This is a genomic window from Mesoflavibacter profundi (assembly GCF_014764305.1).
Lineage (GTDB): Bacteria > Bacteroidota > Bacteroidia > Flavobacteriales > Flavobacteriaceae > Mesoflavibacter > Mesoflavibacter profundi.
Genome location: NZ_CP061703.1, coordinates 159438 through 183296, shown reverse-complemented (window position 1 = coordinate 183296; position 23859 = coordinate 159438). Strand labels below are relative to the sequence as shown.

Here is a 23859-nt window from a genome sequence, read left to right as displayed (position 1 = left end):
ACTATTTATTAGCTTTATGATATTTAAAATAAATATTAGTAATGCCAATAATACAAATCCATGTAACCACGATACTTATTTTAAGGTCTTGTGCGATTTATGTGGTTGTACCACAAGTAGTAGTAGTTTTGGTTATGGTACATTAAGCAACTCTAATTTTATAGGTGTTAGATACATTTATCAAAATTTTGAATCCAAAAATGGAATTTTTCAAAATTCACCAATAAGTAAAGAACAGTTTAATACATACCAATTATGGGCTCAAATACCTATAAATAAGTCATTTTATTTAAGTGCTAATTTACCGTATCAACAATTAAGTAGAAATTTTAATTCTGTTAAAGAAAGTATTAACGGTATTGGAGATGCTAGTATAATTGGTTGGTATAAACACGTATTTTATAAAAAAGAAACTAACCAAGCTATAGACTACAACGCACAAAAACAAGCTACAGGTCATAGTATACAAATAGGATTAGGAGCAAAATTACCTACTGGTAAATTTGAGCAACGTCTAACAGACAATATTAATCCAGGTTTTCAAGTTGGTACAGGAAGTTTGGATGGTGTTTTTTCAATAGGTTATAATTACGGTAGTAATAAAATAGGAGTAAATACTTTGTTAAGTTATTACATTAAAGGCGAAAACAAAAATGATTACCAATTTGGTAATCAATTAAGCTACTCTGCAAATCTTTATACTGTTTTTAAAACTTCAAAAATTAATTTTATGCCTTTTTTAGGGTTTTCAGGAGATCATTTTGAAAATATTATTCAGTATAACGAAGCTATAACTAATACTAATGGTTATGTGATAAATTCTAGTTTAGGTACAGAGATTGCTTTTAAAAAATATATTTTAGGCACCAATTTTAGTTTGCCTTTAAGCCAAGAATTATTTGGTGGCAATGTCACATCAAAGCACAGATTTACTTTATATTTAAATTATGCTTTATAAAGAAAAGCGACCTTAAAGAGGTCGCTTTTTTTATTTACTTAAAGGACTAATTATTTGTACGTTTTGAAACGCAATTGCGCCTCTTACAATACCAGAGATTACATCTTGTAAAGCTTCAATAATTTGCATTTTAAGTTCGCTTTTATGGTAAATAAGGCTAACTTCTCTTGCAGGACTTGGTTCTTTAAAATATCTAAGATTGGCTTTAGAGCGTTCTGGTAAATCTAAAGTGTGTAAATAGGGTAGAAGTGTCATACCTAAACCTTCGTTAGATAATTTAATTAACGTTTCGATGCTACCACTTTCTAACTGAAATTTATCTTCGTTATGATCCTTAAATACTTTACATAAATTAATAACGCCATCTCTAAAACAATGTCCGTCTTCTAATAATAGCATATCATTAACGTCAAGATCTGTAGTTTCAATAGTTTTTTGTTTGTATAATCTGTGATTTTGTGGTGTATACGCTACAAAAGGCTCAAAATATAATACACGTTCTTTAATAGTTTCTTGCTCTAATGGTGTAGCTGCTATTGCTGCATCTAAATGTCCGTCGTTTATTCTAGAGATAATTTCTTCGGTAGTTAACTCTTCAATTTTAAGTTTAACTTTTGGATATTTTTTTACAAAATTATTTAAAAACATTGGAAGTAAAGTAGGCATAACTGTTGGGATAATTCCTAGTTTAAATTCGCCACCAATAAATCCTTTTTGTTGGTCTACAATATCTTGTATTCTGTTAGACTCGTTAACAATATTTTTTGCTTGAGTTACTATTTTTTTTCCAACTTCGGTTAATTCTATAGGTTTTTTGCCTCTATCAAAGATTAAAATATCTAATTCGTCTTCTAATTTTTGAATTTGCATGCTTAATGTTGGCTGTGTTACAAAACATTTTTGAGCAGCTTTTGTAAAGTTTTGGTGTTCTGCAACTGCTAGAACATATGATAATTGTGTAATAGTCATTATTATAGTTTAAGGCTATAAAAATATAAAATCTATCAATAAAACTTATAGTTTTAAGCAGCTTTTTTAAGCTAATTTTGTGTAGACAAATAAACAACAACAATGAAATTAAATAGTTTAGGATTAGATCCACAGAAAACCAAAGAGTTAGCTAGTCAATTAAATGTATTACTAGCAAATTTTCAGATATATTATCAAAATTTAAGAGGTATACATTGGAATATTAAGGGGAAAAACTTTTTTGATTTACATATTAAATTTGAAGAGCTTTATACTAACGCTAATGTAAAAGTAGATGAAATTGCCGAACGTGTTTTAACCTTAGGCGAAACACCTTTACATACCTTTGATGATTATGTAAAAGTAGCCAAAGTACCTGTTGGTAAAAATATATCTAAAGATGAAAATGCAGTACAATTAATTGTAGACTCTTTAACAGAATTACTAAAAATAGAACGTCAAATATTAAACGCAGCTAGCGAAGCAGATGATGAAGGAACCAACTCTATGATGAGTGATTTTATATCGGAACAAGAAAAAACTGTTTGGATGATGAATGCTTGGTTAGGCAGAAGTATTTAATCGTTTTTAGAAATTAATTAATAGCAATTTTAAAGCAGCCTTAGGCTGCTTTTTTTATAGCACTAAATACCAATTTAAGGTAAGCCAATACCTATTGCGTGTTGTATTATTTATAAAATTATTAATTCTGTATTCTATACCAAATTCTAATTTATTATTGTCTTTAAATACATAACCAAGGTTTGGTGTTGCTCTAATTTCTAAATCGTAATTATTAGATTGAAAATTATTTAAATACTCGTTACTAATTTTTAGATACCATTCTTTAACATCAATTGTTTGTCCGTTTAATGGTAAATCCAGTGTTATTCTATATCTAAATCGCCATCTAGTAGCGTTGTGTTTTTCAAAAGTTTGATCACTAGAAAATCTATGTCCTAATCTAAATTGATCTAAGCTATTTACCACTGTAAATTGTTGTATGGTACGTTTTACAACTTCATCTTGAGTAAATCTTAGTAAAAATCCTCCAGCTATTTTATTGTTTAAACCTACTTTTTTAGAGGTTATAAATGCAGCATCTGTATGGACATATTCGTAACCATTATTGATGTTAGAATTGGTGATTCCAGAAGCAAACAATTGTCTAAATTCTGTTTTAAAATTTAATTGCCAATTGTTATTTAGTTTTTTGCTTAAGTTAACCGTTGGTAAAGTCCCAATTTGATAAGCATTTTGTGCATGACAAATTGTAGTTGCTAAAATCAATAATAATAGAATAAAAAGTTTTTTCATTTTAAAACTCTAAATTATCTGTGTTTCTAAAAACTATCACATCGCTTTTTAGCATGTTTCCTTCGCTATCAAACAAAATTTCTAATAGTTGTTTACCATTTTCTGTTTTTACTTTTACAACAATTTCATAATTAATTGTAATGTGGTTTAGGTTGTTGTTAAAGTAATTTATTATTTGTTTTGAAGTACCAACGTATTGTACTTGTATCTTTTTTAGTTTGTGTTTTAAATAGTTGGTTTTAAGGTAAGTTGTTATAGATTTTAAAACCGAAGTTTTAATATGAGTTGCTTTTTGTTGCACTTCTACATCTTGTAAGGTACCATCCAAATTAAATTCTATACTATATTTTTTATTTTGATACTTTGTTTTTGCTTCTATAGATTGTGAGTTTAAGTTCTCTTCTTTGTACCACTTTATAGTGCAATTTGGTGTAATTTGATTTACTAATTGTTTAGCAGTTTCGGGAACATTTTTATCGCTAATTCTTGATTCTTTTTCAAATTTTTGTTGAGAAAAAGAAACGGAAAGTACTGTTAAACTAAATAGAATTGTTAGAGTAAGTTTCATTATTATAACTTAAATTGCGTTGTAAAGATAAGGATTAACAAAACTAGTTTATGGATAAAATTATTCAGTTTGAAGATTTTCAAAAGATAGATTTACGGGTAGGAACAATTATCGAGGTATTGGATTTTCCTGAAGCTAGAAATCCTGCGTATCAATTAAAAATTGATTTTGGTGATTTAGGGATTAAAAAATCGTCTGCTCAAATTACTACAAAATATACTAAAGCCGATTTATTAAACAAGCAAATTGTTGCTGTTGTAAACTTTCCTAAAAAACAAATTGCAACTTTTATGAGCCAATGCTTGGTTGTTGGTGCTGTAATTGGTAAAGATGTAATCTTATTACATCCAGAACATAAAGTACCTAACGGAAGTACTGTAAATTAAAAAGAGCACAATTTAATTAATAAATGTGCTCTTATAGTAAAGTTAGTTTAGTAATAGTTATTTTAGATATCGTCAAAGTCTACATCTGTAAATCTACTTTCTGCACTTTCAGAAGTTGATGCTTCTGTTGCGTCTGTATCATTGTCAGACATGTAGTCTTTCTTAAAATCTTTTTGGTGACGCTCGCTAATAACTTCATCTCCTTTTTCAGAAATAATATAATCTGTCATTTCTTTTAAGATGTCATTAAAGTCATTAAAATCTTCTTTGTACAAATAGATTTTATGCTTTTTGTAATGAAACGATCCGTCTTCGTTAGTAAATTTTTTACTTTCTGTAATAGTTAAATAATAATCATCTGCTTTTGTGGCTCTTACATCAAAAAAATACGTACGTCTACCTGCTCTTAGCACTTTGGAAAAAATTTCCTCTTTCGTCATCATCTCGTTATTCATAGTTATGAGTTGTGTTTGTTAATTAATTCTTAACCAAAAATCAAAAAAAAAGTTGAATGACACAACAATTTGCTTAATTCTTTTTACTTGGTCGTTTTTAAATAAAGTTCTTTATAGTAACCATCCATATTTATTAGTTGATCGTGCGTACCTTGTTGTGCAATTTTACCATCGTCTAATACTATGATTTGATGTGCATTTTTTGCTGCAGATATACGATGACTAACAATTATTGTAGTTTTTCCTGTAGTTACTTTTTTAAGGTTATTAAGTATTTTTTCTTCTGTTTCTGTATCTACCGCAGATAAACAATCGTCAAATAACATGATTTGAGGTTGTTTTATTAATGCTCTAGCAATAGACACACGTTGTTTTTGTCCTCCAGAAAGTGTAATACCACGTTCGCCTAAAACAGTATCATATTTTTTATTAAAGTTTAGTATGTTTTTGTGTACTTGTGCTTGTTTGGCAGCTTCTACAACTTCTTGGTCTGTAGCGTTTTCTTTACCAAATTTAATGTTGTTATTTATAGTGTCACTAAACAAAAAGGCGTCTTGTGGTACATAACCAATAGCTTGTCTAAGACTATCTAAGTTTAATTGTTGTATAGCAGTGTTATCTATGGTTATTGTGCCATTTTGTACATCATATAATCGTCCAACTAAATCTAATATGGTCGATTTTCCAGATCCAGTTTTACCAATAATTGCTAGTGTTTCTCCTTGTTTAATTGAAAAGGATACGTCTTTTAACGCTTGTATGTTTGTATCGTCGTAAGTAAAGCTTACGTTTTTAAAAGCGATATCTCCAGAAATATAACTTGGGTTTGGATTTAAATTTTTAATTTCTGGCTCGGTTTTTAAAAACTCGTTTATTCTTTTTTGCGATGCTTCTGCTTCTTGTACAATAGAAGTAACCCAACCAACCGTCGCAACAGGCCAAGTTAACATGTTTACGTACATTATAAATTCAGATATTGTCCCTAATGTTATTTGTCCAGCCATATATTGTTTACCACCAAAATAAATCACTACAACATTACTTAGTCCAATTAATAAAATCATCATAGGAAAGAAAAATGCTTGTATTCTTACCAAACTAAGTTGCTTTTGTTTACTGGTTTCAGACAGATCTTCAAAGTTAGTATAGGTTTGTGGCTCTATTCCGTAGGCTTTAATTACAGATATACCGCTAAAAGTTTCTTGAGAAAATGTAGAAAGTTTAGATAAATACTGCTGTACAATCGTACTTCTTTTATGTATTTCTGAACTTATTTTATAAATAATTACAGATAGAACAGGCAACGGTATTAAGGTATACATTGTTAGTGTAGGCGATTGCTTGTACATAAATATAATAACTACAACAAATAAGGTAAGTGTATTAATACTATACATTAATGCAGGACCAACATACATACGTACTTTACCAACATCTTCGCTAATACGATTCATTAAGTCTCCAGTTCTATTTTTTTTATAAAAATTAAGAGAAAGCTTTTGGTATTGTTGGTAAACTTCATTTTTAAGATCAAATTCTATATACCTAGAGACATTAATTAACGTTTGTCGCATTAAAAATGTCATAATACCAGAAAATGCAGCAGCACCAATAATAATTAAAATATAAGTTAATAAGGTACTTTTAAAAGTATCTAAATCGGTATTAGGATTTTGAATTTGTTTATTAACCACATCTATAATAGATCCAATGTATTTAGGAACAAATACAGAGAAAATTTTTGAAGCAACAGTAATTATAACTCCAATAATTATACGAGTTCTATACTTATAAAAGTACTTGTTAAGATGTTGTAATTCTTTCATTTAGAATTTTCGGGATAAATTAATTTTTTTGAAATATTCGTATTTTAACTCTAATATTATTGGTTTAATATTAATAATAAACTAATTTTGCACTCGCATTTTACAAATATTGTAATTTGTTTATTAGGTTCTAATTAATATTATTTTAAAAATGATTTCAGAATTAATCAATACAAATCAATTACAAAAAGCAGATCCTGTTTTTGGACAACTATCTTTTGATAATCACGAACAAGTTGTTTTTTGCAACGACAAAGATACAGGTTTAAAAGCAATTATTGGGATACATAATACAGTATTAGGTCCTGCTTTAGGAGGAACCAGAATGTGGCAGTATGCAAATGAATGGGAAGCATTAAATGATGTATTAAGATTATCTCGTGGTATGACGTTTAAGTCTGCTATCACAGGATTAAATCTTGGTGGAGGAAAAGCGGTTATAATTGGCGATGCTAAAACCCAAAAAACTCCAGAATTAATGAAACGTTTTGGTGAGTTTGTGCATAGCTTAAGCGGTAAATATATTACAGCTGAAGATGTAGGTATGGAAACTTCAGATATGGATTTAGTTAGAGAAGTAACTCCATATGTAACAGGTATTTCAGAAGATAAAGGTGGCGCAGGTAATCCATCACCTATTACAGCTTATGGTGTTTTTATGGGAATGAAAGCTGCTGCAAAATATAAGTTTGGAACAGATGTTTTAGAAGATAAAACAGTAATTGTACAAGGTATTGGTCACGTTGGAGAATCTTTAGTAGAGCATCTAACTAACGATGGCGCTAAAGTAATTATAGATGATATTAACCAAGAGCGTTTAGAAGCTATTAGCAAAAAATACGGAGCTGTTATTTATAGTGGTGACAATATTTATGCAGAAAATGTAGACATTTATGCACCATGCGCTTTAGGAGCAACCATTAACGATGCTACAATAAATACTTTAAAAGCTAAAGTTATTGCTGGAGCAGCTAACAACCAATTAGCAGACGAGTTAAAACATGGTAGATTATTACAAGAAAAAGGTATAGTTTACGCACCAGATTTTTTAATTAACGCTGGAGGAATTATAAATGTTTATGCAGAATTAGAGAACTACGGTAAAGCCGAAATCATGCGTAAAACAGAAAATATCTACAACACAACTTTAGAAATATTAAGTAATGCCGAGACTAACGATGTAACTACACATCAAGCAGCATTAAATATTGCACAAAGTAGAATTGAAGAAAGAAAAAAAGAAAATCAACTATAGGTTATACTAATATTTATAGTATTTTTGCAAGGCGAAAGACAATACGTTTTTCGCCTTTTTTAATCCATAAAACCGATCATTTATTTTAATAAATGTCACTATAAATACATAAAAAAAGTTCTTTGTAATGATGCTAAACAGAAGACATATTCGTGTAAAAGTAATGCAAACGTTATATGCATTTAATGGTACAGAAAGTGATGATTTTTCTAAAGACCAAAAATTTTTACTTTTCAGTATAGATAATATGTACAATCTTTATTTACTGTTAATGTCTTTATTAATAGAAATAAATAAAAAAGCGACTACACAGTTAGAGATATCTCAAAAAAAAATATTAGCTACAGACGAAGAAAAAAATCCAAACAAAAAGTTTATAAACAACCAACTAATCCAGTTAATAGTCAACAATGAAGTTTTAAAAAACGAAATTGAAGAAAAAAAAATTAATAACTGGCAACTAGATGACGAGTATGTAGATTTACTTTATAAAGAAATACTAAAAAGTGATCTTTACAAAGACTACATGGCTACAAAAACAGCGTCATTTAAAGAAGATAAAAACTTTATAATAGACATTTATAAAGAAATAATAGCGCCAAACGATAAGCTTTACGACTATATTGAAGATAAACACATTACTTGGTTAGACGATGTGCCAACAGTAAATACATTTATCTTAAAGCAATTAAAAAAGCTAAAAGAAACAAGTGATGCACATTTCCTAAAGCCAAAATTATATAAAGATTTAGACGATAAAGAATACGCGATAAAGCTGTTTAAAAAAACATTGCTAAACCAAACTGCATTAGCAAAAGAAATTTCTAGTAAAACAAGTAACTGGGAAACAGATCGTATAGCAAGCATAGACATGGTATTATTAAAAATGGCTATATGTGAATTATTACACTTCTCATCAATACCAACAAAAGTTACAATTAACGAGTATTTAGAATTAGCAAAAGAATACTCAACACCAAAAAGTAGCATATTTATTAACGGTATTTTAGATAAGTTATTAAAGCAATACGAAGACGAAGGAAAATTAAATAAAGTAGGAAGAGGATTGATGTAGTAAAAAAATATTAGTACATTTACCATTCTAAAAATTTAATTTAAAGCCAATCAGGCTAACAATAACAATTAAAAAATATTAATTATGAAAAAAGTACTTGTAGTATTAAGTGCAATTTGTCTAGTAGGATTTACATCATGTAAAGAAGACGCAACAGCAAAAATTGATGCAAATAATGTAGCTGAAGCTGCAGAAAGAGATGCAAAAGCTAACGTGTTTCCTGTAATGGAATTTGACAAAACAGAACATGATTTTGGAGAAATTGAATCTGGTACTCCAGTAGAAACTGTTTTTACTTATAAAAATGTTGGTGAAGCACCATTAGTAATTACAGACGTAAAAAGTTCTTGTGGATGTACAATTCCTAAAGACTGGTCAAGAGAGCCATTAGCTCCAGGAGAATCAGGAAAATTTACAGTTAAATTTAACGGTAAAGGTGCTAACAAAGTAACTAAAGTAGTTACAGTTACTGCTAACACTAAAACAGGAAGAGAAACTGTAAGAATTTCTGCATTTGTAAAAGCAGATCCTAACGCAGCAGTTAAAAATGCTGGACCTGTAGCACAATAATTATGGGAGAATTAGGAAGTTTTTTACCAATAATTTTAATGTTTGCTGTGGTGTATTTTTTTATGATTGCACCTCAAATGAAACGTGCTAAGCAAGAAAAAAAGTTTGCAGCAGAATTAAAACGTGGTGATAAAGTAATTACAAAAAGTGGTTTACATGGTAAAATAGCAGATCTTAATGACAAAGACAATAGCTGTATTATCGAAACTATGTCGGGTAAATTAAAATTTGATCGCTCTGCAATTTCTATGGAAATGAGTAAAGCGTTAAACAATCCAACAGCAGTAAAAAAGTAAATTTACTTTTAAATAATATTAAAAAACGACCATCTAAATTTAGATGGTCGTTTTTTTATTAGCAATTCTTGTATTTATCGTGTAAACCTTTTTGAGCTATAATCATAGGAACAATTTTATCCAATCGTTTAAGTTTTGTTACTTCACGTTTAGCTTCCAAAATATAATTACAGTATTCTTTTTGTTTAGAAGGACTTAAGTCATTAAAAGCAGATTTCAATTTGTCATTCTTATTAAAAGCTTCATTTAATAATTCAGGTATTTTCACATCCTTTTTTAAAGTTTTACTAGGTTTAATTTCTTTACCAAGCTTTTGGTTTTCAATAGCTTCTTTTATATAAGATAATATTAAACTCTTTTTAATAGAATTGTTTGTGTCAAATCGCATTTGTCGTAATGCTTTTGTCTTACCTTCTTGAGCATTACCTAAAGCATTGGCTTCATCTTTTAAAAAAACACCATTAAAAAACCATAAACAAAAATGATTTTTAAATGCACCTAAGCCAACAACATTTTTACCATTAATAGAGTAGGTTGGTGCATTCCATTTGATATTCTCTTCAAGTTCAGTACTAATAAGTATAGATCTTAGTTGTATTAATTCGTCTTTAAAATGCGAATTATTTTCAATGTATTCTTCTACAGTTGTTACTTTTTTCACAAGTTTTATATTAGTTAGTTATCAAACAAAGTAATAAATTAAAATTTAACAGTAACTAATTAACTGTGATTCAATCCAATGAATTATTTTATTTATATTTAGTCTAAATAAACTTTGTTTTATTAGGATTGAGATATATATTTGCGGCATTATTTAAAACCAATCTAAATAACATTATGCTTAAATATATAAGTTTATTATTAGTCTTTAGTGTGCAATTAGGTTTTGCACAATCAAAAATCACCGGTAAAATTACTACTACCGATAATCAAATTATTCCTTTTGCAAACGTAACAATAGATGGTACCTATAAAGGAACATCTGCAGATCAAAATGGGTATTATACCTTAGGAAATTTAAAAGCAGGTAATTACAACATTAAAGTATCTTATGTAGGATATTCACCTGTAACAAAAGCAGTAACTTTAGAAGAAAATCAAACACTAAATCTAAATTTTGAATTAGAATTAAATACAGATTTAGATGAAGTTGAAGTTTTTGGTAATCGTTACAAACATCCTGATAAAATTGAAGCTTTAACAAGATTACCTTTAGCGCCTTACGAGCAAATTCAAAGTATTTCAATTATATCTGATAAGTTAATCACTCATCAAGGTAACTTAACTATTGCAGATGCTACAAAAAACGTACCTGGTGTATATACTTTTGCTACTTATGGTAATAAAAGAGAAAGTATGTCTTCTCGTGGATTTAGAGGTATTCCTATATTAAAAAATGGAGTAAGAGTACATTCAGATTTTAGAGGAGTTGGTGTTTTAACAGATATGCAAGGTGTAGATAACATTCAAGTTTTAAAAGGAGCTGCTTCTATTACTCAAGGTGTAGCAACAGATTTAGGAAGTCCTGGTGGAGTTATAAATCTTGTTACAAAAACACCTAAGTATGTTTTTGGTGGTAATGCATCTTTGCGTGCAGGAAGTTTTGGACAAGCAAGAACAACCTTTGATGTTTATGGACCACTTACAAAAACAGAAAATACTGCGTTTAGAATTAATGGTGCATTAGAACGAGCAGATAGCTTTAGAGAAGGTGTTTCTAGTGACCGTTTTTATATCAATCCATCTTTTGAATGGAAAGCAGACGATAAAACAACTGTAACGTTAGAAATGGATTATTTTGAAGATAGTCGTACACCAGATTTAGGTACTGTTAATCTTGGTGAAAACGATCAAAATAATATTTATGATTTACCAGATAACCAATTTTTAGGTTATGAAAACGATAAGTCATTAACCACAAACGCAACATATTCTGTTAGAGTAGATCGTGTTTTAACAGACAAATTAAGTCTTAAAGGTGCATTTTATAAATCAAGCTTAGATTTAGATGATAAAGGTGCTAGTTTAGGTAGTGTAATAGAAGATGTAAACGGTAACCCAGTTTACAACCAACGTGTTAGAGGATATTCTGTGTCTACAAGAAGCGATGATAACAGTGTTTTACAATTTGACTTAATAGGTAATCAATTACAAACAGGATCAATATCACATACTTTTCAAGTAGGATTTGACTATCGTACAACTAGCTTTAGTACAACGTCACAACGTAATTCAGCTATAGATACAATAGATGTATTTACATCAAATGCACATACATTACCATCAGATTTAGGTTTTTCTAGCGTAAATGTTGGTGGATCAAAATCTAAAGCAATTGGTTTTGTTGCTCAAGATGTTATAACGATAAATAAGTGGTTAAAAACATTTTTAGGTTTAAGATATAGTAAAACACAATCTATTACAGAAACCGAAACAACAGAAAAAGATGCGTTTAATCCATTAGGAGGAATCATAGTTTCGCCTTTAAAAAACATCAACGTATTTGCATCGTACACAAATAGTTCTTACCCAAGAACAGCTACAAGATTAGATGTAAATGGGAATGAACTAGGAAACGAAAGATTTGATCAATTTGAAACTGGTATAAAAACCAATTGGTTAGACAATAAATTAAGATTCAACTTTACATTCTTCAAAATAAATAATAAAGATATTAACCTTCCGGTTTATGATGAAAACTGGGTTGCAACAGGTTATTATCAAAAAGGAGGAAATGATGAACGTAAAGGTATTGAAGTAGAATTAAGTGGTAGAATTTTAGATAATTTAGAAGTTATTACTGGTTACTCTTATATCGATGCGCAATACAAAGAACATACGTCTTTTGTATATGGTTCTGCACCTTTAAACACACCAAAACATACTTTTAATGCTTATGCTAATTACAATTTTAAGCAAAAGCTAGAAGGATTATCAGTTGGAGCAGGAGTATATTACACTGGAGAAAGACCTATAAACGATTGGAGCGCAGGAGCTGTTACACACGAAGGTATTGTACCAAATCAAGAACCATTTAACATAGACGCCTATACACAAGTTAATGCGCAAGTTGCTTATAACATTAACCAACACTGGAACTTTAGATTTTTACTAAACAATGTATTTAATGAAATAGGTTACAATGCATACAGAACAAGATTTATCAACCAGACAGATCCAAGAAATTTTGCTGGTGTTTTAACGTACTCGTTTTAATCTTTCTATTAATAAAATTTAATAGTATCCTATATTAAATTTTCATTTATTTGTTATAAAGCCTCTATTTTTAGAGGCTTTATTTTTGGTAATAGCTTAAAAATCAATCCCGTTTAAATTTTTTTAAAAAAGGATTAAATTTTGCTTTGTTTAGAATGTTTTCTTAAATATATTTGCTGTCGGTTTTGGGGAGATACTCAAGCGGCCAACGAGGGCAGACTGTAAATCTGCTGACTATGTCTTCGCAGGTTCGAATCCTGCTCTCCCCACAAAAAAAGCGTTCTATTTAGAACGCTTTTTTTAGTTTATGGTTTAATTACAAATGTCTTTTTATCTGGTCCAATACCTTTTAGGGTTAAAGATTTCCATTGTTTAGGTAATATTGCATTTTTCTGTTCAATACCATTATCTGTAATATGTAAACCACCAAAACCAAATAAAACGGTTTGTAACATTCCGCCAGCACCAGTTGCAAAATAAGAATTGTTAGAAACAGCTGTTTCAGATAATGCACCAAATGGTGTTTGTTGATTGGGTTGGTAGCTTTGCTTAAATAATCTAAAAGCATTATCTGCATCTCCTAATCTAGCGTACAGTACTGCAAAAATAGATTTTCCCATTGCTGGACCTTCTATTGCTAATTTGGGTTCATAATACTTTAAATCTTGTACAATTTCTTCTTGGTTTGACACGATATTTAATGGATAGGAAAGTAGGTTTACATCGGCTTGTTTAATAATGTCTCCGTTATAATTGGCATGTTCTTTAGTTGTGCCATCTTTCATTTTTAAAATTCTAATATTATTAGCAACGTCTTCCCAAGCTTTATCTTCGTTTAAATTTAATTCTTTAGCTGCTTTTATAGCATATTTTAAAGCTGTTATTGCTGCACCATTTGTAAATGCATTATCATTTACATTTGGAGCAAACTCGTTTGCACCAACTACATTGTTAATTGAATAAGATCCATCTGTGTTTTTAGTTACGCGACTAACCCAATAATCTGCAACTTCTTTCATTAAAGGATATCCTTTTTCTTTTAACCATTGTTTATTTTTGGTTACACGATAATAGTTCCAAAATGCAATACCAATATCTGCAGTTATGTGATGCTCAAAAGGACCAGTTAAAGCAAAAGGTGGCGTTGCTTCTTCTCCTGTATCATCGCTTTCCCATGGGAACATAGCGCCTTTATAACCGTAATTTATTGCTTTTTGTTTTGCTGGTTCTAATAAATTAGATCTATAATTAACAAGTGATCTTGCGATATCTTGATTTAAAACTAATAAAGGTGGAAACATCCATAATTCTGTATCCCAAAATATGTGACCGTTGTATGGTACTTGTAACGATAAACCCATTGGCGCAATACTTAGATTAGAATCGCCTCTTCCAAATGCATAAAGGTGATACAACGCCAATCTAACATCTAATTGTGATGTTAAATCGCCTTCTATAATAATATCTCCTTCCCATAATTTGGCCCATTCTTGCTTGTGTCTTTGTAGTAGTACGTCTCTTGAATTTAATAGGTTGAAAATAACCATGCGTTCTGATTCTGATTTAGGATCATCAAAATCTTTTGTAGTACATTCTGCACCAGTCCAAGCAAATTCTAATGTTTCACCTTTATCTAAGTGTTTTTTAAATGAAAGCGTGTTTTCGTAATCACTTGTAATTTTATGATGTAGTTCTGGTCTTTGATTTTCTCTAGAAGAGTTTATGTTATGCCATATAAATGTACCTGAAGTAGCTACTTTATGTTTTTCAAAAGGACTTACAGCTACAGATTGTAAAATTGGCATAGTAGTTTCATTATCTTTTAAAATTTGAAACTTATGTTTAGGTGTTTTAAAGTTTTTAGGTGTAATTATTTTACCAAATACTTCTACATCAATAGCTTTTAACGGTTCTATTTTAATATCTATATAGCCTGTATATTGTAAGTGACGTAATGCATAAACGGTGCAATGTATTTTGGCTTTGTCTTCAAATTGAAAAGAAGTTGTAAATGCAGCTTCTTTCATATTCATGTTTTGTTGCCAATTAGAAATGTTGTTTTGGGTAATTTTTTCGTTGTCAATGTAAACATCTAGATTGCCAAAATTCATTCCGTGTAAAATTTGGCTAACTTCTAAATTTGGGTCTACATCATAAACATTATTTAGAACAATGTGTTTAATTTGAAAAGGCGCTTTAGAACTAAGCATACCTATTCTTCCGTTAGCAATAGCAATTCCAGTATAATCTGCATTTACATCTGTTGTTCTAATATTCCATCCTTTATCTTGAGCATTAAGGTTAAATACAAATAAGATGAATAATAATAGAATGTGGTTTCTCATGGGATAAGTTAGTTTGTTAGATCTTAAAATTAAAAAAAGCACATTAGAAATGTGCTTTTTTGTTCGGTTTTTTGATTGATTGGTTTTTTGGATGGTTATAGTCTGATGTTTAATTCTAGATCCTTATCTGTTATTGTAAATTTTGCTTCGTTATAAATTGGCGGACCAAACGACATAGGATTGTTGGACATACCATAATCTTCTATTGGCATACCATTATCAAAATCCATTTGTTTATTATCATTTTGATCGTGAAGTACTAATATGGCATAAGTACCAGGATTTACGTCTTTAAAAGTGATAGTAGCTTTTCCATTAACAATTGTAGTCATTTCGTTTTTTAAACCAGGACCTTTTAACCATGTGCTATTTGTATGAAGTCCAAACATAACATGACCGTTATTGTTTTTTAGATTGTCTACAGTAACAGTAATAGTGTTAGTAGTTTTTTGGGTTGAAGATTGCGCTACAGCTACAAGACTTACTAATGTAAATAGAATAGAAAGGCTACAATTTTTTAAAGTGAAATAAACAGTTTTCATAATTTAAGGTTTTGTTGTTATTTGATGGTTCAAAATTGCAACAAAACCTTATGGTTTAATAATTTAAACTTCTGAACTGTAGAAAATTAATGACCAATTGTTTATTTTACTGGAATAACTTCTACACGTCTGTTTTTTTGTCTGCCTTCTTCTGTGTTTGTAGTATCTACTGGATAAGCTTCTCCAAAACCTTTAGCGACTAATACATCTGGATTTACACCTTTACTTACCAAATAGGCTTTTACAGTATTTGCTCTTTCTTGTGATAATTTTAAGTTTGTTTGATCTGAAGATGTATTGTCTGTGTGACCAGAAACTAAATACTTTTTAAATGATGCTTTTTTAATAAAATTAGCCATGTTATCTAAACTAATCTTTCCGTCTTTATTAATTTCAGCTTTACTTAATTCAAAATAGATTAAAACAGGTTTTAAGGATTTTAAATCATCTGCAGTGTAAGCTGTATTTTGTTTGCTTTTTGGACAACCGTTATCTGCACCTTTTACTTGCGGACATTTATCATATTTATCTGGAACACCATCTTTATCCAAATCTGGTAAAGGACAACCTTTAGATTCTTTTTCGCCTTTTACTAAAGGACATTTGTCATAAATATCTGGAATACCATCTTTATCTTGATCTGGACAACCATTAAATTCTCCAGGTGTATCTGGACAATTATCTTCTTTATCTGGAATGCCATCATTATCTGTATCTGGACAACCTTTAAATTTTGCTAAACCAAACACATTAGGACATAAATCTTCTTGGTTTACAATACCATCGTTATCACTATCTGTACCACCAAATTTAAAAATAATACCAGCTGAATGTTGGTAGTGGCTAAGCCCATAATCTTCAAACGCATGTTTGTAAATACTTTGTGCTGTAAATCCAAAATTATATGTTGCCCAAATATTTACACCAACACCAATATTTGCTGTTCCAGCACCAATTTGGTCTAACCAAGTATATCCGCCACCAAATGTAACATAAGGATTTAATACAAAACTATTGGTTAAATTATATTTAAACATTCCATCTATAGATATGTACGGAAATTTTTGATCTTGATTTATATGATGCTGATTTATACTATTAAGAGACACTAAAGTCTCTACAGACCATTTGTTATAAATATGTCTTGCAATACCAAATTTAAAACCAGCAGGATCCATATTCCAAGTTTTAAATTTACCTTTTTCGCCAGGAAGCATTCTTACAGGATTATTTACCGCATTTGTACTTAAACTAGCAGTCCAAGGAGAGTATTTATCCTGAGCTATAGTTGTATTAGTTAAAAATAAAGGGAGAATTACAATTAGTAGTAATACTAAACGTTTCATGAGTTTTTTAGTAAATTGATTAATAGCAAAGCCAATATAAACTAAAAAAACAAATAATTAAAAAGAATTAGATAATAGGTAATTGTTACCGATGTACTTATAATAAACCTCGTGCTTTAATCTCTAAATATTTATTAATTGTATCTAGCGTAAGGTTGTCTGGAGTTGTTAATATGGAAGCGATGCCGTACTTTTTTAGTTCGTTTACGATAAGTCGTTTTTCAAATGCAAATTTCTCTGCAATTACTTTATCGTAAGTATCTTGAATTGTTTGAGCAGGCGTTTTTATAAACTGATTTAGCTCTGTGTTTTTAAAAAATATAACTACTAATAAGTGTGATTTTGCTATACCTTTTAAATAAGGTAATTGCCTATTTAAACTATCTAATGTTTCGAAGTTTGTATAAAGTAAAATTAAACTTCTATGAGTTATATTTCGTTTTATATCTGCATATAATCTACTGTAATCACTTTCAAAAAAATCGGTATTTACGTTGTAAAGCGCTTCCAGAATTAAATTCATTTGAGATGTTCTTTTTTGTGCTACAACTCGGTTTTCAACTTTTTTAGAAAATGTAAAAATACCTGCTTTATCGTGTTTTTTTAAAGCCACGTTAGATATTACTAAAGACGCATTTATTGCATAGTCTAATAAGGTAAGTTGGTTAAAAGGCATTTTCATTACGCGTCCTTTATCTATTACCGAATAGACTGGTTGAGATTTTTCGTCTTGAAATTGATTAACCATTAAACTACTTCGTTTTGCAGTAGCTTTCCAGTTTATGGTACGCAAATCGTCACCTAAAACGTAATCTTTAATTTGTTCAAACTCCATAGTATGACCTAACCTGCGTACTTTTTTTATTCCGTATTGAAGTAGGTTGTTGCTAAATGCGATTAGGTTATATTTTTTTAACTGAATAAAACTAGGATAGTTTGGTACCATTTGTTGGTCTGAAAAAGCAAATCTTCTTGCAATTAAACCAAAGAATGAAGTTGCATAAATATTTAATTTACCAAAATGATATTCGCCACGTTCTACAGGTCTTAATTGATATTGTAGTTTTGTGGTTGATGTAGGTTTTAATGTTCTAGTTATATTAAAATTTCTAACTTGAAATTGTTCTGGAATTTCGTCTATAATATTGATGTTTACAGGAAATGTGTAAAAATTTTCTATAATTAAATCTATATTGTTTTGATCGCCATTAGAAAATTTTTCTGGTAAATTACGGTTAGCATTTATACCTTTTTTTGCAAAGAATAATAGTATGGTATCTAAAACAGTTAGTGCTACTAAGCAAAGTAATAATAATGAAACTATATTTAGTAATCTAGGAAACAAAAAGCTAACCACATACAATATCATTATGGCAATGCATGCATAGAAAAAACGGTTTTGTATGTAAAATGGTTTTAAGAGTTTCATCTAATTATTCTTCTATGAGATATTATGATTATTATTTTTTTTGTATAAATCTAATTTTTTGGATTTGGTCCAAATTGATTTACTCCATATTCACTATTTCCTAACAACATTACAAAAATGTAAAATGGTATAAATTGATACCAACCATTATTACCTCTATCATGACATCTTTTAGCACCTTGAGCAAACAGAAACCAGAATAAAGGAATTACTATAATCAACCCAAGAATCTGCGGAATTTTATAAAAATAAATGTTTTCGATTATGTTGAATGTTAATCCAAAAATTTTACAAATTAAAACACTTATTATAAATTCAGTTCTTCTAATTCTACCATGAAAAGAAAATGGATTTTTGAACATATAAATTACCTCGGTATTTCTACAGCTTCTATAATTTGCTTTATGATTTGTTTACTTGTTACGCCTTCCATTTCGCGTTCTGGTGTTACAATTACACGGTGTTGTAAAACTGGTATTGCAGCTTGTTTGATGTCTTCTGGTGTTACAAAATCGCGACCATTCATAGCAGCAAAAGCTTTACTTGCTTTTAAAATGGCTATAGATGCTCTTGGTGATGCACCTAAATATAAAAATGGATTACTACGTGTATTTACAATGATATCTGCAATGTATTTTATTAGATGATTTTCTATAATGATTTGATTGACCAAATTTTGAAATTTGGTGATTTTTTCTTGACTTAAAAAGGCAGTGATTTTATCAATTTTCTTTTCTCCTTTTAAGGCATGTTCACGATTTAAAATTTCAATTTCGTCTTCTAGATTTGGATAATCAATATCTATCTTAAAAATAAATCTATCTAATTGCGCTTCTGGTAATCTATAGGTTCCTTCTTGTTCTACAGGGTTTTGTGTAGCAAGTACAATAAATGGTAAATTCATAGGATATTTATTTCCATCTATTGTAATTTGGCGTTCTTCCATAACTTCAAAAAGTGCAGCTTGGGTTTTTGCAGGAGCACGATTTATCTCGTCAATTAATACCATGTTTGAAAATATTGGACCTTTTTTAAATTCAAATTCTGATGTTTTCATATCAAAAACAGAAGTTCCTAAAATATCACTTGGCATTAAATCTGGTGTAAATTGTATACGACTAAAGTCTATATCTAAAGATTTTGCCAATAGTCTTGCCGATATTGTTTTGGCTACACCAGGAACACCTTCTATTAATGCATGACCATTAGCTAACAATGCAGCAATTAACATGTCTATCATGTTTTTTTGACCAACGATTACCTTGCTAATTTCTTCTTTTATTTGAGTGATACCTTCTTGTAACTCGGTTAAATCTATACGGTTGGTAAAGTTTACATTATCGTCAAATTGCTGGTTATTACCTTCAGTTGTATTTAAATCTTCAGGGTTTTGGTTGTCTTGATTAAAATCTTCCATAATTATTTGGTGTAAAAATCTTCTATTTGCTTATTTAAGTCTAATAAATCTGCTTCGGTACAATTTTGCTTTGCTTTTAAATGTACTATGGATTTTACTAGTTGTTTTATTTGTTTAATGTCTTTTCCAGATTTTTGGGCTAATAGTTTAGTAAACTTTTGATCCAAAATTTGTGTGTCTAAAAAATACACACGTCTTATATACTCTAAAAAATAGGTTATCTTTTTGTCTATAAGATTGTTGTGATCTTTAGTTTCATAATACAAATTACCTATAGTTTTTGTAAACGCTACTGTAGTGTTTTCATGAGGCTTAATAACTTTTACTATACGTTGTCTTCTTTTTGCATTAAAAATTAAAAACAGGACTAAAGACATTAAGGCTAAATACCAAGCATATCTTAATGCTGGTTGACTTTTTATAAACCTTAATTTAGAATGGTCTAAATTGGTATTTGTTTTATTTAGAGAATTGTAAAAAATAGCATCTTCTTGCAGATAGGATAGCGTAGCTTCTGCATATTTTTTATTGTCTTTATGTAGTAGGTTGTAATTAGTAAATGCAATAGGTTGAAGGTGTAAAATAAACTGACCATTAATATGGTCTATTTTTATAAAGTTAGGAAACGCAACACTATCAAAAATTTGATGTCCTAGTACGGTAGAATTTTCAGATTTTAATTTTGAAAAGTGAAAGTTGTTTATGCCACGATCTATAGTGATACTATCGTTTTTAAATGCAGAATTAGTTAAGGTAAATTTAGCGTTACCTTTTACATCGTATAAATTATTAGTTTCAAAACCTAAAGTGTCTTTTAATCTCTTAGGGAAATAATTAGTAGACATAAACACAGTATTACCATGTGAGGCAAAATCTAACAATTCTTGAGCAGAAGTTTCGTCCATTTCACTGTACTGCGCGACGTGAACAAAATTACCTGTTACATTATAGGTTTTTTCTTCCCAATCGTATTTTGAATCAAAAAACTCGTAAGGAGTTTGTTTGATATCTTGAAAGTCCTGATTTTGAAATACGTTTTTAAGCTCTTCATGCAAAATATAAGTTCCAAACGGAATTTTATGTTTTTCATTATAAGTTGGTGTCCAGTTAATTGGTCGCTGTCTGCTTAATTCTATAAAAGTAATTGCACCAAAAAGAAGCACTAATAATCCTATGTAAATTTTTATAGTTTTATTCATGCTTTTACATTATTTAAAAGATTAGTAAATGCATGTTTAGCTTTATTAAATTGCGATTGATCTACATTAAACTCGCCATACCAAATGTAATTATATAGGTAAGAGGTATAAGCAAATTGTTTAGAGATTTCTACGTTTTTAATCTCGTATTGGTAATCGCTATTGGTTTTTTCGGCATCGTATTCTATAATTTCTTTTTCGCTTAAATGCTTAAGCAACCATAAATAATAATATCTTACGGCAAGTCTAAAGTTATTATTGTCTTCTGCTTCTTTAATTAGCGATTTAAAATCTGCTTGATGAATATTTGCTGCAATATCTGTTACCGGAATTATATTTTTATCAGACGATTTACCAAAAACCCAATGTCCTTCTTTATTAATTATAGCTTTAAAAATAAAGTATATAACTAATATGAATATTATTACACCTGCAATTTTTATTGAAATATCTGTAATTCTAGAGGCTTGACCAGCATTTTTTATATTAAATAGGTTTTTAAAAAAATCTGAAATAGATTGTTTAAAACGTGTCCACCAACCAGATTTGGCTTTGGTTTGAGAATAATTAAAATTATTGTCGTTGTATTTTTCTTTTAAATTATTAAAAGAAATAGGTTGTATGGCTTTATTATCTGTTGCAACAGAATCTAAACGTTTTAAATAAGGATGATCCTCATAAATAACGTCAGACTGTTTTTGTTGCGCATTAAGGCTAACAACAGTCAAGCAACAAACTAATAAATATTTAAAAAATGTATTATTCACCAGATCCAATTTGATCTATTACGTTATCAGAGCTAATGTTTTCGTTCATTTCTTTTAAACCATAATACACAATACTTTGATTAACTTGTATAATGGTTTGCAACGTTGTACTAACTAAAAACGAAACAAAAAATATTACCAAACTTAAAATTATTGTTCCTGTAGACATATCTTCTAATCCAACAGGTTGTTGTATAGCTGTCATACTTTGTACACCTTGAATAATGCTTTGTACAAAACCTATACTTAATTGTACAACATAGGCTATTAAATAAAAGATACCAATACAACCAACTGCATGCCAAAATTTGCTAGATATTAATCGCCAAGCGTAACCAAAACTATCCCAAAAATTTCTTTTATTATCTAACATTTCTAACAATGTCATGTGATATAAGGTGGCAAATAAGGCTACTAAAAATGGTATTCCTAGTATACCAACTATTGTAATTGTTAGTACAAAAGCAACAATACCAAATAATAACACAAGTGGAATAGCAAGTATAAACCCAAATACTAAAAAGGCAAAAAACTTTCCTGTATTAGCTTTGTAAACATTTAAAATATCGTTTAATGTAAAGTTTGTTCCTTTATGCTTTTCATATAATTTGAAATAAATAGGAGTGAATGCGTATATGATTATCCAAAAAAGAATAGATAGCACAACAACACCTATTATGGTCAAGATAAATAAAGCTAAGTTATCGTTTGCAAATTGATCTATTTGCAAGCCATTATTACCATTAATAGTAAAATTATAAATTAATGCTTCTGTATAAGTTTTAGATACATAGTAACTTATTAATCCTAAGATTAATATTAATGCGCCACTAATACTAAAAAAGTTAGTAAAAAAGTGTTTTCCGTTTTGTTTTAAAAAGGTAAACGTATCTTGAAAAAACGAATTAAAATCTCTAGTTTGGTATAATTGCATGCTCTTTTTTTGCTTTTTTATGAACTATAAATGGATAAATTAAATAGTAAAATGAAATTAAACTTAATGTAAAAAGTATAATGCCTATAGATAACCAATTAGGCATTACATTAGAGTATCTTGTAACGTAACCTTCTAAAATTCCAGCAGCAATAGTAAAAGGAAATGTGCTAATTAATATTTTAACTCCAGTTTTAACTCCGGTTTTAAAAGAAATCATTCTAGAGTATGTTTTAGGAAACAATATACTTGCGCCTAAAATAAATCCAGCAGCACCTTCTATTACAATTGCAAATATCTCCATAGCGCCATGTATCCAAATACCTCTAACGCTTTCCCAAAACACATCTTCTTTAACAAATAAATATTGAAAAGCGCCAACCATAATACCATTTTCCATCATGATATATCCAGTACCAATTCCACCAAAAACACCAAATACAAAAGAGGTTATACCTACATAAAGATTATTTAAGGTAATACCAAAAGCGCTTCCCCAATTACTACCACTTTTATAAATAGCTACAGGATCGCCTTTTTCTATATTTTCTAAGGTTTGGTTTACATATCCATCACCTAAAACTAATCTTATAAACGCATCATCATACTCGGCAGATAAAGCGCCAATAGCTACAAAGCTTAAAAAAATAATAAAAGCGTAAGCTAGATATCGTCTATATTCAAAAAGAATTAACGGGACTTCAGTTTTCCAAAAATGAATAAATCTATTAGTGTCTTGTCGCTTAGTTTTATAGATTTTTTGAAACGCTTTTGCAGCCAGATTATTTAAGTATAAAACCGTTTTACTTTTAGGGTAATAGGTTTGCGCGTAGGACAAATCATTAACCAATTGTGTGTAAAGTGAGGCTAATTCGTCTGGGTTTTTTAGATGTTTTCCAAAAATAGCTTGTTCAAATTCAAGCCATTTTTCTTTGTTGGTTTTGATAAAAGCGACTTCTCTCATAAAGTAACCAAATCTACATATTTTT

General features: G+C 29.4%; 24 protein-coding genes and 1 tRNA gene. 9 read left to right on the top strand and 16 right to left on the bottom strand.

Annotation, left to right across the window (positions count from 1 at the left end; all coding sequences use genetic code 11):
* Nucleotides 1-16: 16 nt before the first annotated feature.
* A complete protein-coding gene (locus IFB02_RS00900) occupies nt 17-958 on the top strand; it encodes a hypothetical protein (protein WP_223878858.1) in 942 nt (313 codons plus the stop codon).
* Nucleotides 959-988: 30 nt separating this feature from the next.
* Here IFB02_RS00900 and IFB02_RS00895 read toward each other — a convergent pair whose 3' ends face one another.
* Nucleotides 989-1927 carry a hydrogen peroxide-inducible genes activator gene (locus IFB02_RS00895; protein ID WP_106689137.1) on the bottom strand — a complete coding sequence of 313 codons (939 nt, stop codon included), beginning with the start codon at nt 1925-1927 and terminating at the stop codon, nt 989-991.
* A gap of 102 nt (nt 1928-2029) precedes the next feature.
* Between IFB02_RS00895 and IFB02_RS00890 the strand changes: the two genes are divergently transcribed.
* Complete coding sequence (locus IFB02_RS00890) at nt 2030-2509, top strand: Dps family protein (RefSeq protein ID WP_106689136.1); 480 nt, start codon at nt 2030-2032, stop codon at nt 2507-2509.
* 54 nt (nt 2510-2563) lie between these two features.
* Here IFB02_RS00890 and IFB02_RS00885 read toward each other — a convergent pair whose 3' ends face one another.
* Both IFB02_RS00885 and IFB02_RS00880 read right to left on the bottom strand, forming a co-directional pair.
* Nucleotides 2564-3244, bottom strand: a complete 681-nt coding sequence (locus IFB02_RS00885; protein ID WP_106689135.1) for a DUF2490 domain-containing protein — start codon at nt 3242-3244, stop codon at nt 2564-2566.
* Nucleotide 3245: 1 nt separating this feature from the next.
* Complete coding sequence (locus tag IFB02_RS00880) at nt 3246-3812, bottom strand: hypothetical protein (RefSeq protein ID WP_106689134.1); 567 nt, start codon at nt 3810-3812, stop codon at nt 3246-3248.
* 50 nt (nt 3813-3862) lie between these two features.
* Between IFB02_RS00880 and IFB02_RS00875 the strand changes: the two genes are divergently transcribed.
* Nucleotides 3863-4198, top strand: a complete 336-nt coding sequence (locus IFB02_RS00875) for a tRNA-binding protein (RefSeq protein ID WP_191072924.1) — start codon at nt 3863-3865, stop codon at nt 4196-4198.
* Between the two features lie 62 nt (nt 4199-4260).
* On the opposite strand, the gene IFB02_RS00870 is transcribed toward IFB02_RS00875, so the two are convergent.
* The gene (locus IFB02_RS00870; RefSeq protein ID WP_191072923.1) at nt 4261-4653 is read right to left on the bottom strand and encodes a PUR family DNA/RNA-binding protein; all 393 of its coding nucleotides are present in this window, start codon (nt 4651-4653) and stop codon (nt 4261-4263) included.
* Between the two features lie 83 nt (nt 4654-4736).
* Nucleotides 4737-6479 (bottom strand): ABC transporter ATP-binding protein, encoded by a 1743-nt coding sequence (locus tag IFB02_RS00865; RefSeq protein ID WP_191072922.1) that lies wholly within the window; start codon nt 6477-6479, stop codon nt 4737-4739.
* Nucleotides 6480-6630: 151 nt separating this feature from the next.
* Here IFB02_RS00865 and IFB02_RS00860 point away from each other — a divergent pair, with 151 nt between their 5' ends.
* The 4 genes from IFB02_RS00860 to yajC all read left to right on the top strand — a co-directional run bounded on the left by IFB02_RS00860 (nt 6631) and on the right by yajC (nt 9675).
* Nucleotides 6631-7734, top strand: a complete 1104-nt coding sequence (locus IFB02_RS00860) for a Glu/Leu/Phe/Val family dehydrogenase (RefSeq protein WP_106689130.1) — start codon at nt 6631-6633, stop codon at nt 7732-7734.
* Nucleotides 7735-7864: 130 nt separating this feature from the next.
* On the top strand, nt 7865-8809 hold the full coding sequence (gene nusB, locus IFB02_RS00855; protein WP_106689231.1) for a transcription antitermination factor NusB: 945 nt from the start codon (nt 7865-7867) through the stop codon (nt 8807-8809).
* Nucleotides 8810-8893: 84 nt separating this feature from the next.
* Complete coding sequence (locus tag IFB02_RS00850; RefSeq protein WP_106689129.1) at nt 8894-9379, top strand: DUF1573 domain-containing protein; 486 nt, start codon at nt 8894-8896, stop codon at nt 9377-9379.
* 2 nt (nt 9380-9381) lie between these two features.
* Nucleotides 9382-9675 (top strand): preprotein translocase subunit YajC, encoded by a 294-nt coding sequence (yajC, locus tag IFB02_RS00845; protein ID WP_106689128.1) that lies wholly within the window; start codon nt 9382-9384, stop codon nt 9673-9675.
* Between the two features lie 58 nt (nt 9676-9733).
* On the opposite strand, the gene IFB02_RS00840 is transcribed toward yajC, so the two are convergent.
* Nucleotides 9734-10336, bottom strand: coding sequence for a YdeI/OmpD-associated family protein (locus IFB02_RS00840; protein ID WP_106689127.1), 603 nt, complete (start codon nt 10334-10336; stop codon nt 9734-9736).
* 176 nt (nt 10337-10512) lie between these two features.
* On the opposite strand from IFB02_RS00840, the gene IFB02_RS00835 reads away from it, so the two are divergent.
* Entirely contained in the window at nt 10513-12891 is a 2379-nt protein-coding gene (locus IFB02_RS00835; RefSeq protein ID WP_106689126.1) for a TonB-dependent receptor, read from the top strand.
* Between the two features lie 187 nt (nt 12892-13078).
* Nucleotides 13079-13160 (top strand) — tRNA-Tyr (locus tag IFB02_RS00830).
* Between the two features lie 36 nt (nt 13161-13196).
* On the opposite strand, the gene IFB02_RS00825 is transcribed toward IFB02_RS00830, so the two are convergent.
* From IFB02_RS00825 to IFB02_RS00780, 10 genes are all read right to left on the bottom strand, one after another.
* Nucleotides 13197-15236 (bottom strand): glycosyl hydrolase family 95 catalytic domain-containing protein, encoded by a 2040-nt coding sequence (locus IFB02_RS00825; RefSeq protein WP_106689125.1) that lies wholly within the window; start codon nt 15234-15236, stop codon nt 13197-13199.
* A gap of 95 nt (nt 15237-15331) precedes the next feature.
* Nucleotides 15332-15778: a DUF2141 domain-containing protein gene (locus tag IFB02_RS00820; RefSeq protein ID WP_106689124.1), complete on the bottom strand. Its 447-nt coding sequence runs from the start codon at nt 15776-15778 to the stop codon at nt 15332-15334.
* 101 nt (nt 15779-15879) lie between these two features.
* A complete protein-coding gene (locus tag IFB02_RS00815) occupies nt 15880-17124 on the bottom strand; it encodes an OmpA family protein (RefSeq protein ID WP_106689123.1) in 1245 nt (414 codons plus the stop codon).
* 97 nt (nt 17125-17221) lie between these two features.
* Nucleotides 17222-18553 (bottom strand): DUF58 domain-containing protein, encoded by a 1332-nt coding sequence (locus IFB02_RS00810; protein ID WP_106689122.1) that lies wholly within the window; start codon nt 18551-18553, stop codon nt 17222-17224.
* A 50-nt stretch (nt 18554-18603) separates the two neighbouring features.
* Entirely contained in the window at nt 18604-18915 is a 312-nt protein-coding gene (locus IFB02_RS00805) for a DUF805 domain-containing protein (protein WP_106689121.1), read from the bottom strand.
* A 5-nt stretch (nt 18916-18920) separates the two neighbouring features.
* Nucleotides 18921-19970: an AAA family ATPase gene (locus IFB02_RS00800; protein ID WP_106689120.1), complete on the bottom strand. Its 1050-nt coding sequence runs from the start codon at nt 19968-19970 to the stop codon at nt 18921-18923.
* Nucleotides 19971-19972: 2 nt separating this feature from the next.
* Nucleotides 19973-21169 carry a DUF4350 domain-containing protein gene (locus IFB02_RS00795; RefSeq protein WP_106689119.1) on the bottom strand — a complete coding sequence of 399 codons (1197 nt, stop codon included), beginning with the start codon at nt 21167-21169 and terminating at the stop codon, nt 19973-19975.
* Entirely contained in the window at nt 21166-21936 is a 771-nt protein-coding gene (locus IFB02_RS00790; RefSeq protein WP_146131266.1) for a DUF4129 domain-containing protein, read from the bottom strand. Before IFB02_RS00790 ends, IFB02_RS00795 begins: the two co-directional genes overlap by 4 nt.
* Nucleotides 21929-22870: a hypothetical protein gene (locus IFB02_RS00785; protein WP_106689117.1), complete on the bottom strand. Its 942-nt coding sequence runs from the start codon at nt 22868-22870 to the stop codon at nt 21929-21931. Before IFB02_RS00785 ends, IFB02_RS00790 begins: the two co-directional genes overlap by 8 nt.
* Nucleotides 22851-23834: a stage II sporulation protein M gene (locus IFB02_RS00780; protein WP_106689230.1), complete on the bottom strand. Its 984-nt coding sequence runs from the start codon at nt 23832-23834 to the stop codon at nt 22851-22853. Before IFB02_RS00780 ends, IFB02_RS00785 begins: the two co-directional genes overlap by 20 nt.
* Between the last annotated feature and the right edge of the window lie 25 nt (nt 23835-23859).

Coding starts and splice junctions, on each gene's coding strand:
- IFB02_RS00860 (WP_106689130.1), top strand. CDS start 6,631: ATGATTTCAGAATTAATCAATACAAATCAATTACAAAAAGCAGATCCT.
- IFB02_RS00865 (WP_191072922.1), bottom strand. CDS start 6,479: ATGAAAGAATTACAACATCTTAACAAGTACTTTTATAAGTATAGAACT.
- nusB (WP_106689231.1), top strand. CDS start 7,865: ATGCTAAACAGAAGACATATTCGTGTAAAAGTAATGCAAACGTTATAT.
- IFB02_RS00820 (WP_106689124.1), bottom strand. CDS start 15,778: ATGAAAACTGTTTATTTCACTTTAAAAAATTGTAGCCTTTCTATTCTA.
- IFB02_RS00895 (WP_106689137.1), bottom strand. CDS start 1,927: ATGACTATTACACAATTATCATATGTTCTAGCAGTTGCAGAACACCAA.
- IFB02_RS00875 (WP_191072924.1), top strand. CDS start 3,863: ATGGATAAAATTATTCAGTTTGAAGATTTTCAAAAGATAGATTTACGG.
- yajC (WP_106689128.1), top strand. CDS start 9,382: ATGGGAGAATTAGGAAGTTTTTTACCAATAATTTTAATGTTTGCTGTG.
- IFB02_RS00850 (WP_106689129.1), top strand. CDS start 8,894: ATGAAAAAAGTACTTGTAGTATTAAGTGCAATTTGTCTAGTAGGATTT.
- IFB02_RS00870 (WP_191072923.1), bottom strand. CDS start 4,653: ATGAATAACGAGATGATGACGAAAGAGGAAATTTTTTCCAAAGTGCTA.
- IFB02_RS00825 (WP_106689125.1), bottom strand. CDS start 15,236: ATGAGAAACCACATTCTATTATTATTCATCTTATTTGTATTTAACCTT.
- IFB02_RS00800 (WP_106689120.1), bottom strand. CDS start 19,970: ATGGAAGATTTTAATCAAGACAACCAAAACCCTGAAGATTTAAATACA.
- IFB02_RS00880 (WP_106689134.1), bottom strand. CDS start 3,812: ATGAAACTTACTCTAACAATTCTATTTAGTTTAACAGTACTTTCCGTT.
- IFB02_RS00785 (WP_106689117.1), bottom strand. CDS start 22,870: ATGCAATTATACCAAACTAGAGATTTTAATTCGTTTTTTCAAGATACG.
- IFB02_RS00835 (WP_106689126.1), top strand. CDS start 10,513: ATGCTTAAATATATAAGTTTATTATTAGTCTTTAGTGTGCAATTAGGT.
- IFB02_RS00890 (WP_106689136.1), top strand. CDS start 2,030: ATGAAATTAAATAGTTTAGGATTAGATCCACAGAAAACCAAAGAGTTA.
- IFB02_RS00795 (WP_106689119.1), bottom strand. CDS start 21,169: ATGAATAAAACTATAAAAATTTACATAGGATTATTAGTGCTTCTTTTT.
- IFB02_RS00810 (WP_106689122.1), bottom strand. CDS start 18,553: ATGAAACTCTTAAAACCATTTTACATACAAAACCGTTTTTTCTATGCA.
- IFB02_RS00885 (WP_106689135.1), bottom strand. CDS start 3,244: ATGAAAAAACTTTTTATTCTATTATTATTGATTTTAGCAACTACAATT.
- IFB02_RS00900 (WP_223878858.1), top strand. CDS start 17: ATGATATTTAAAATAAATATTAGTAATGCCAATAATACAAATCCATGT.
- IFB02_RS00805 (WP_106689121.1), bottom strand. CDS start 18,915: ATGTTCAAAAATCCATTTTCTTTTCATGGTAGAATTAGAAGAACTGAA.
- IFB02_RS00780 (WP_106689230.1), bottom strand. CDS start 23,834: ATGAGAGAAGTCGCTTTTATCAAAACCAACAAAGAAAAATGGCTTGAA.
- IFB02_RS00815 (WP_106689123.1), bottom strand. CDS start 17,124: ATGAAACGTTTAGTATTACTACTAATTGTAATTCTCCCTTTATTTTTA.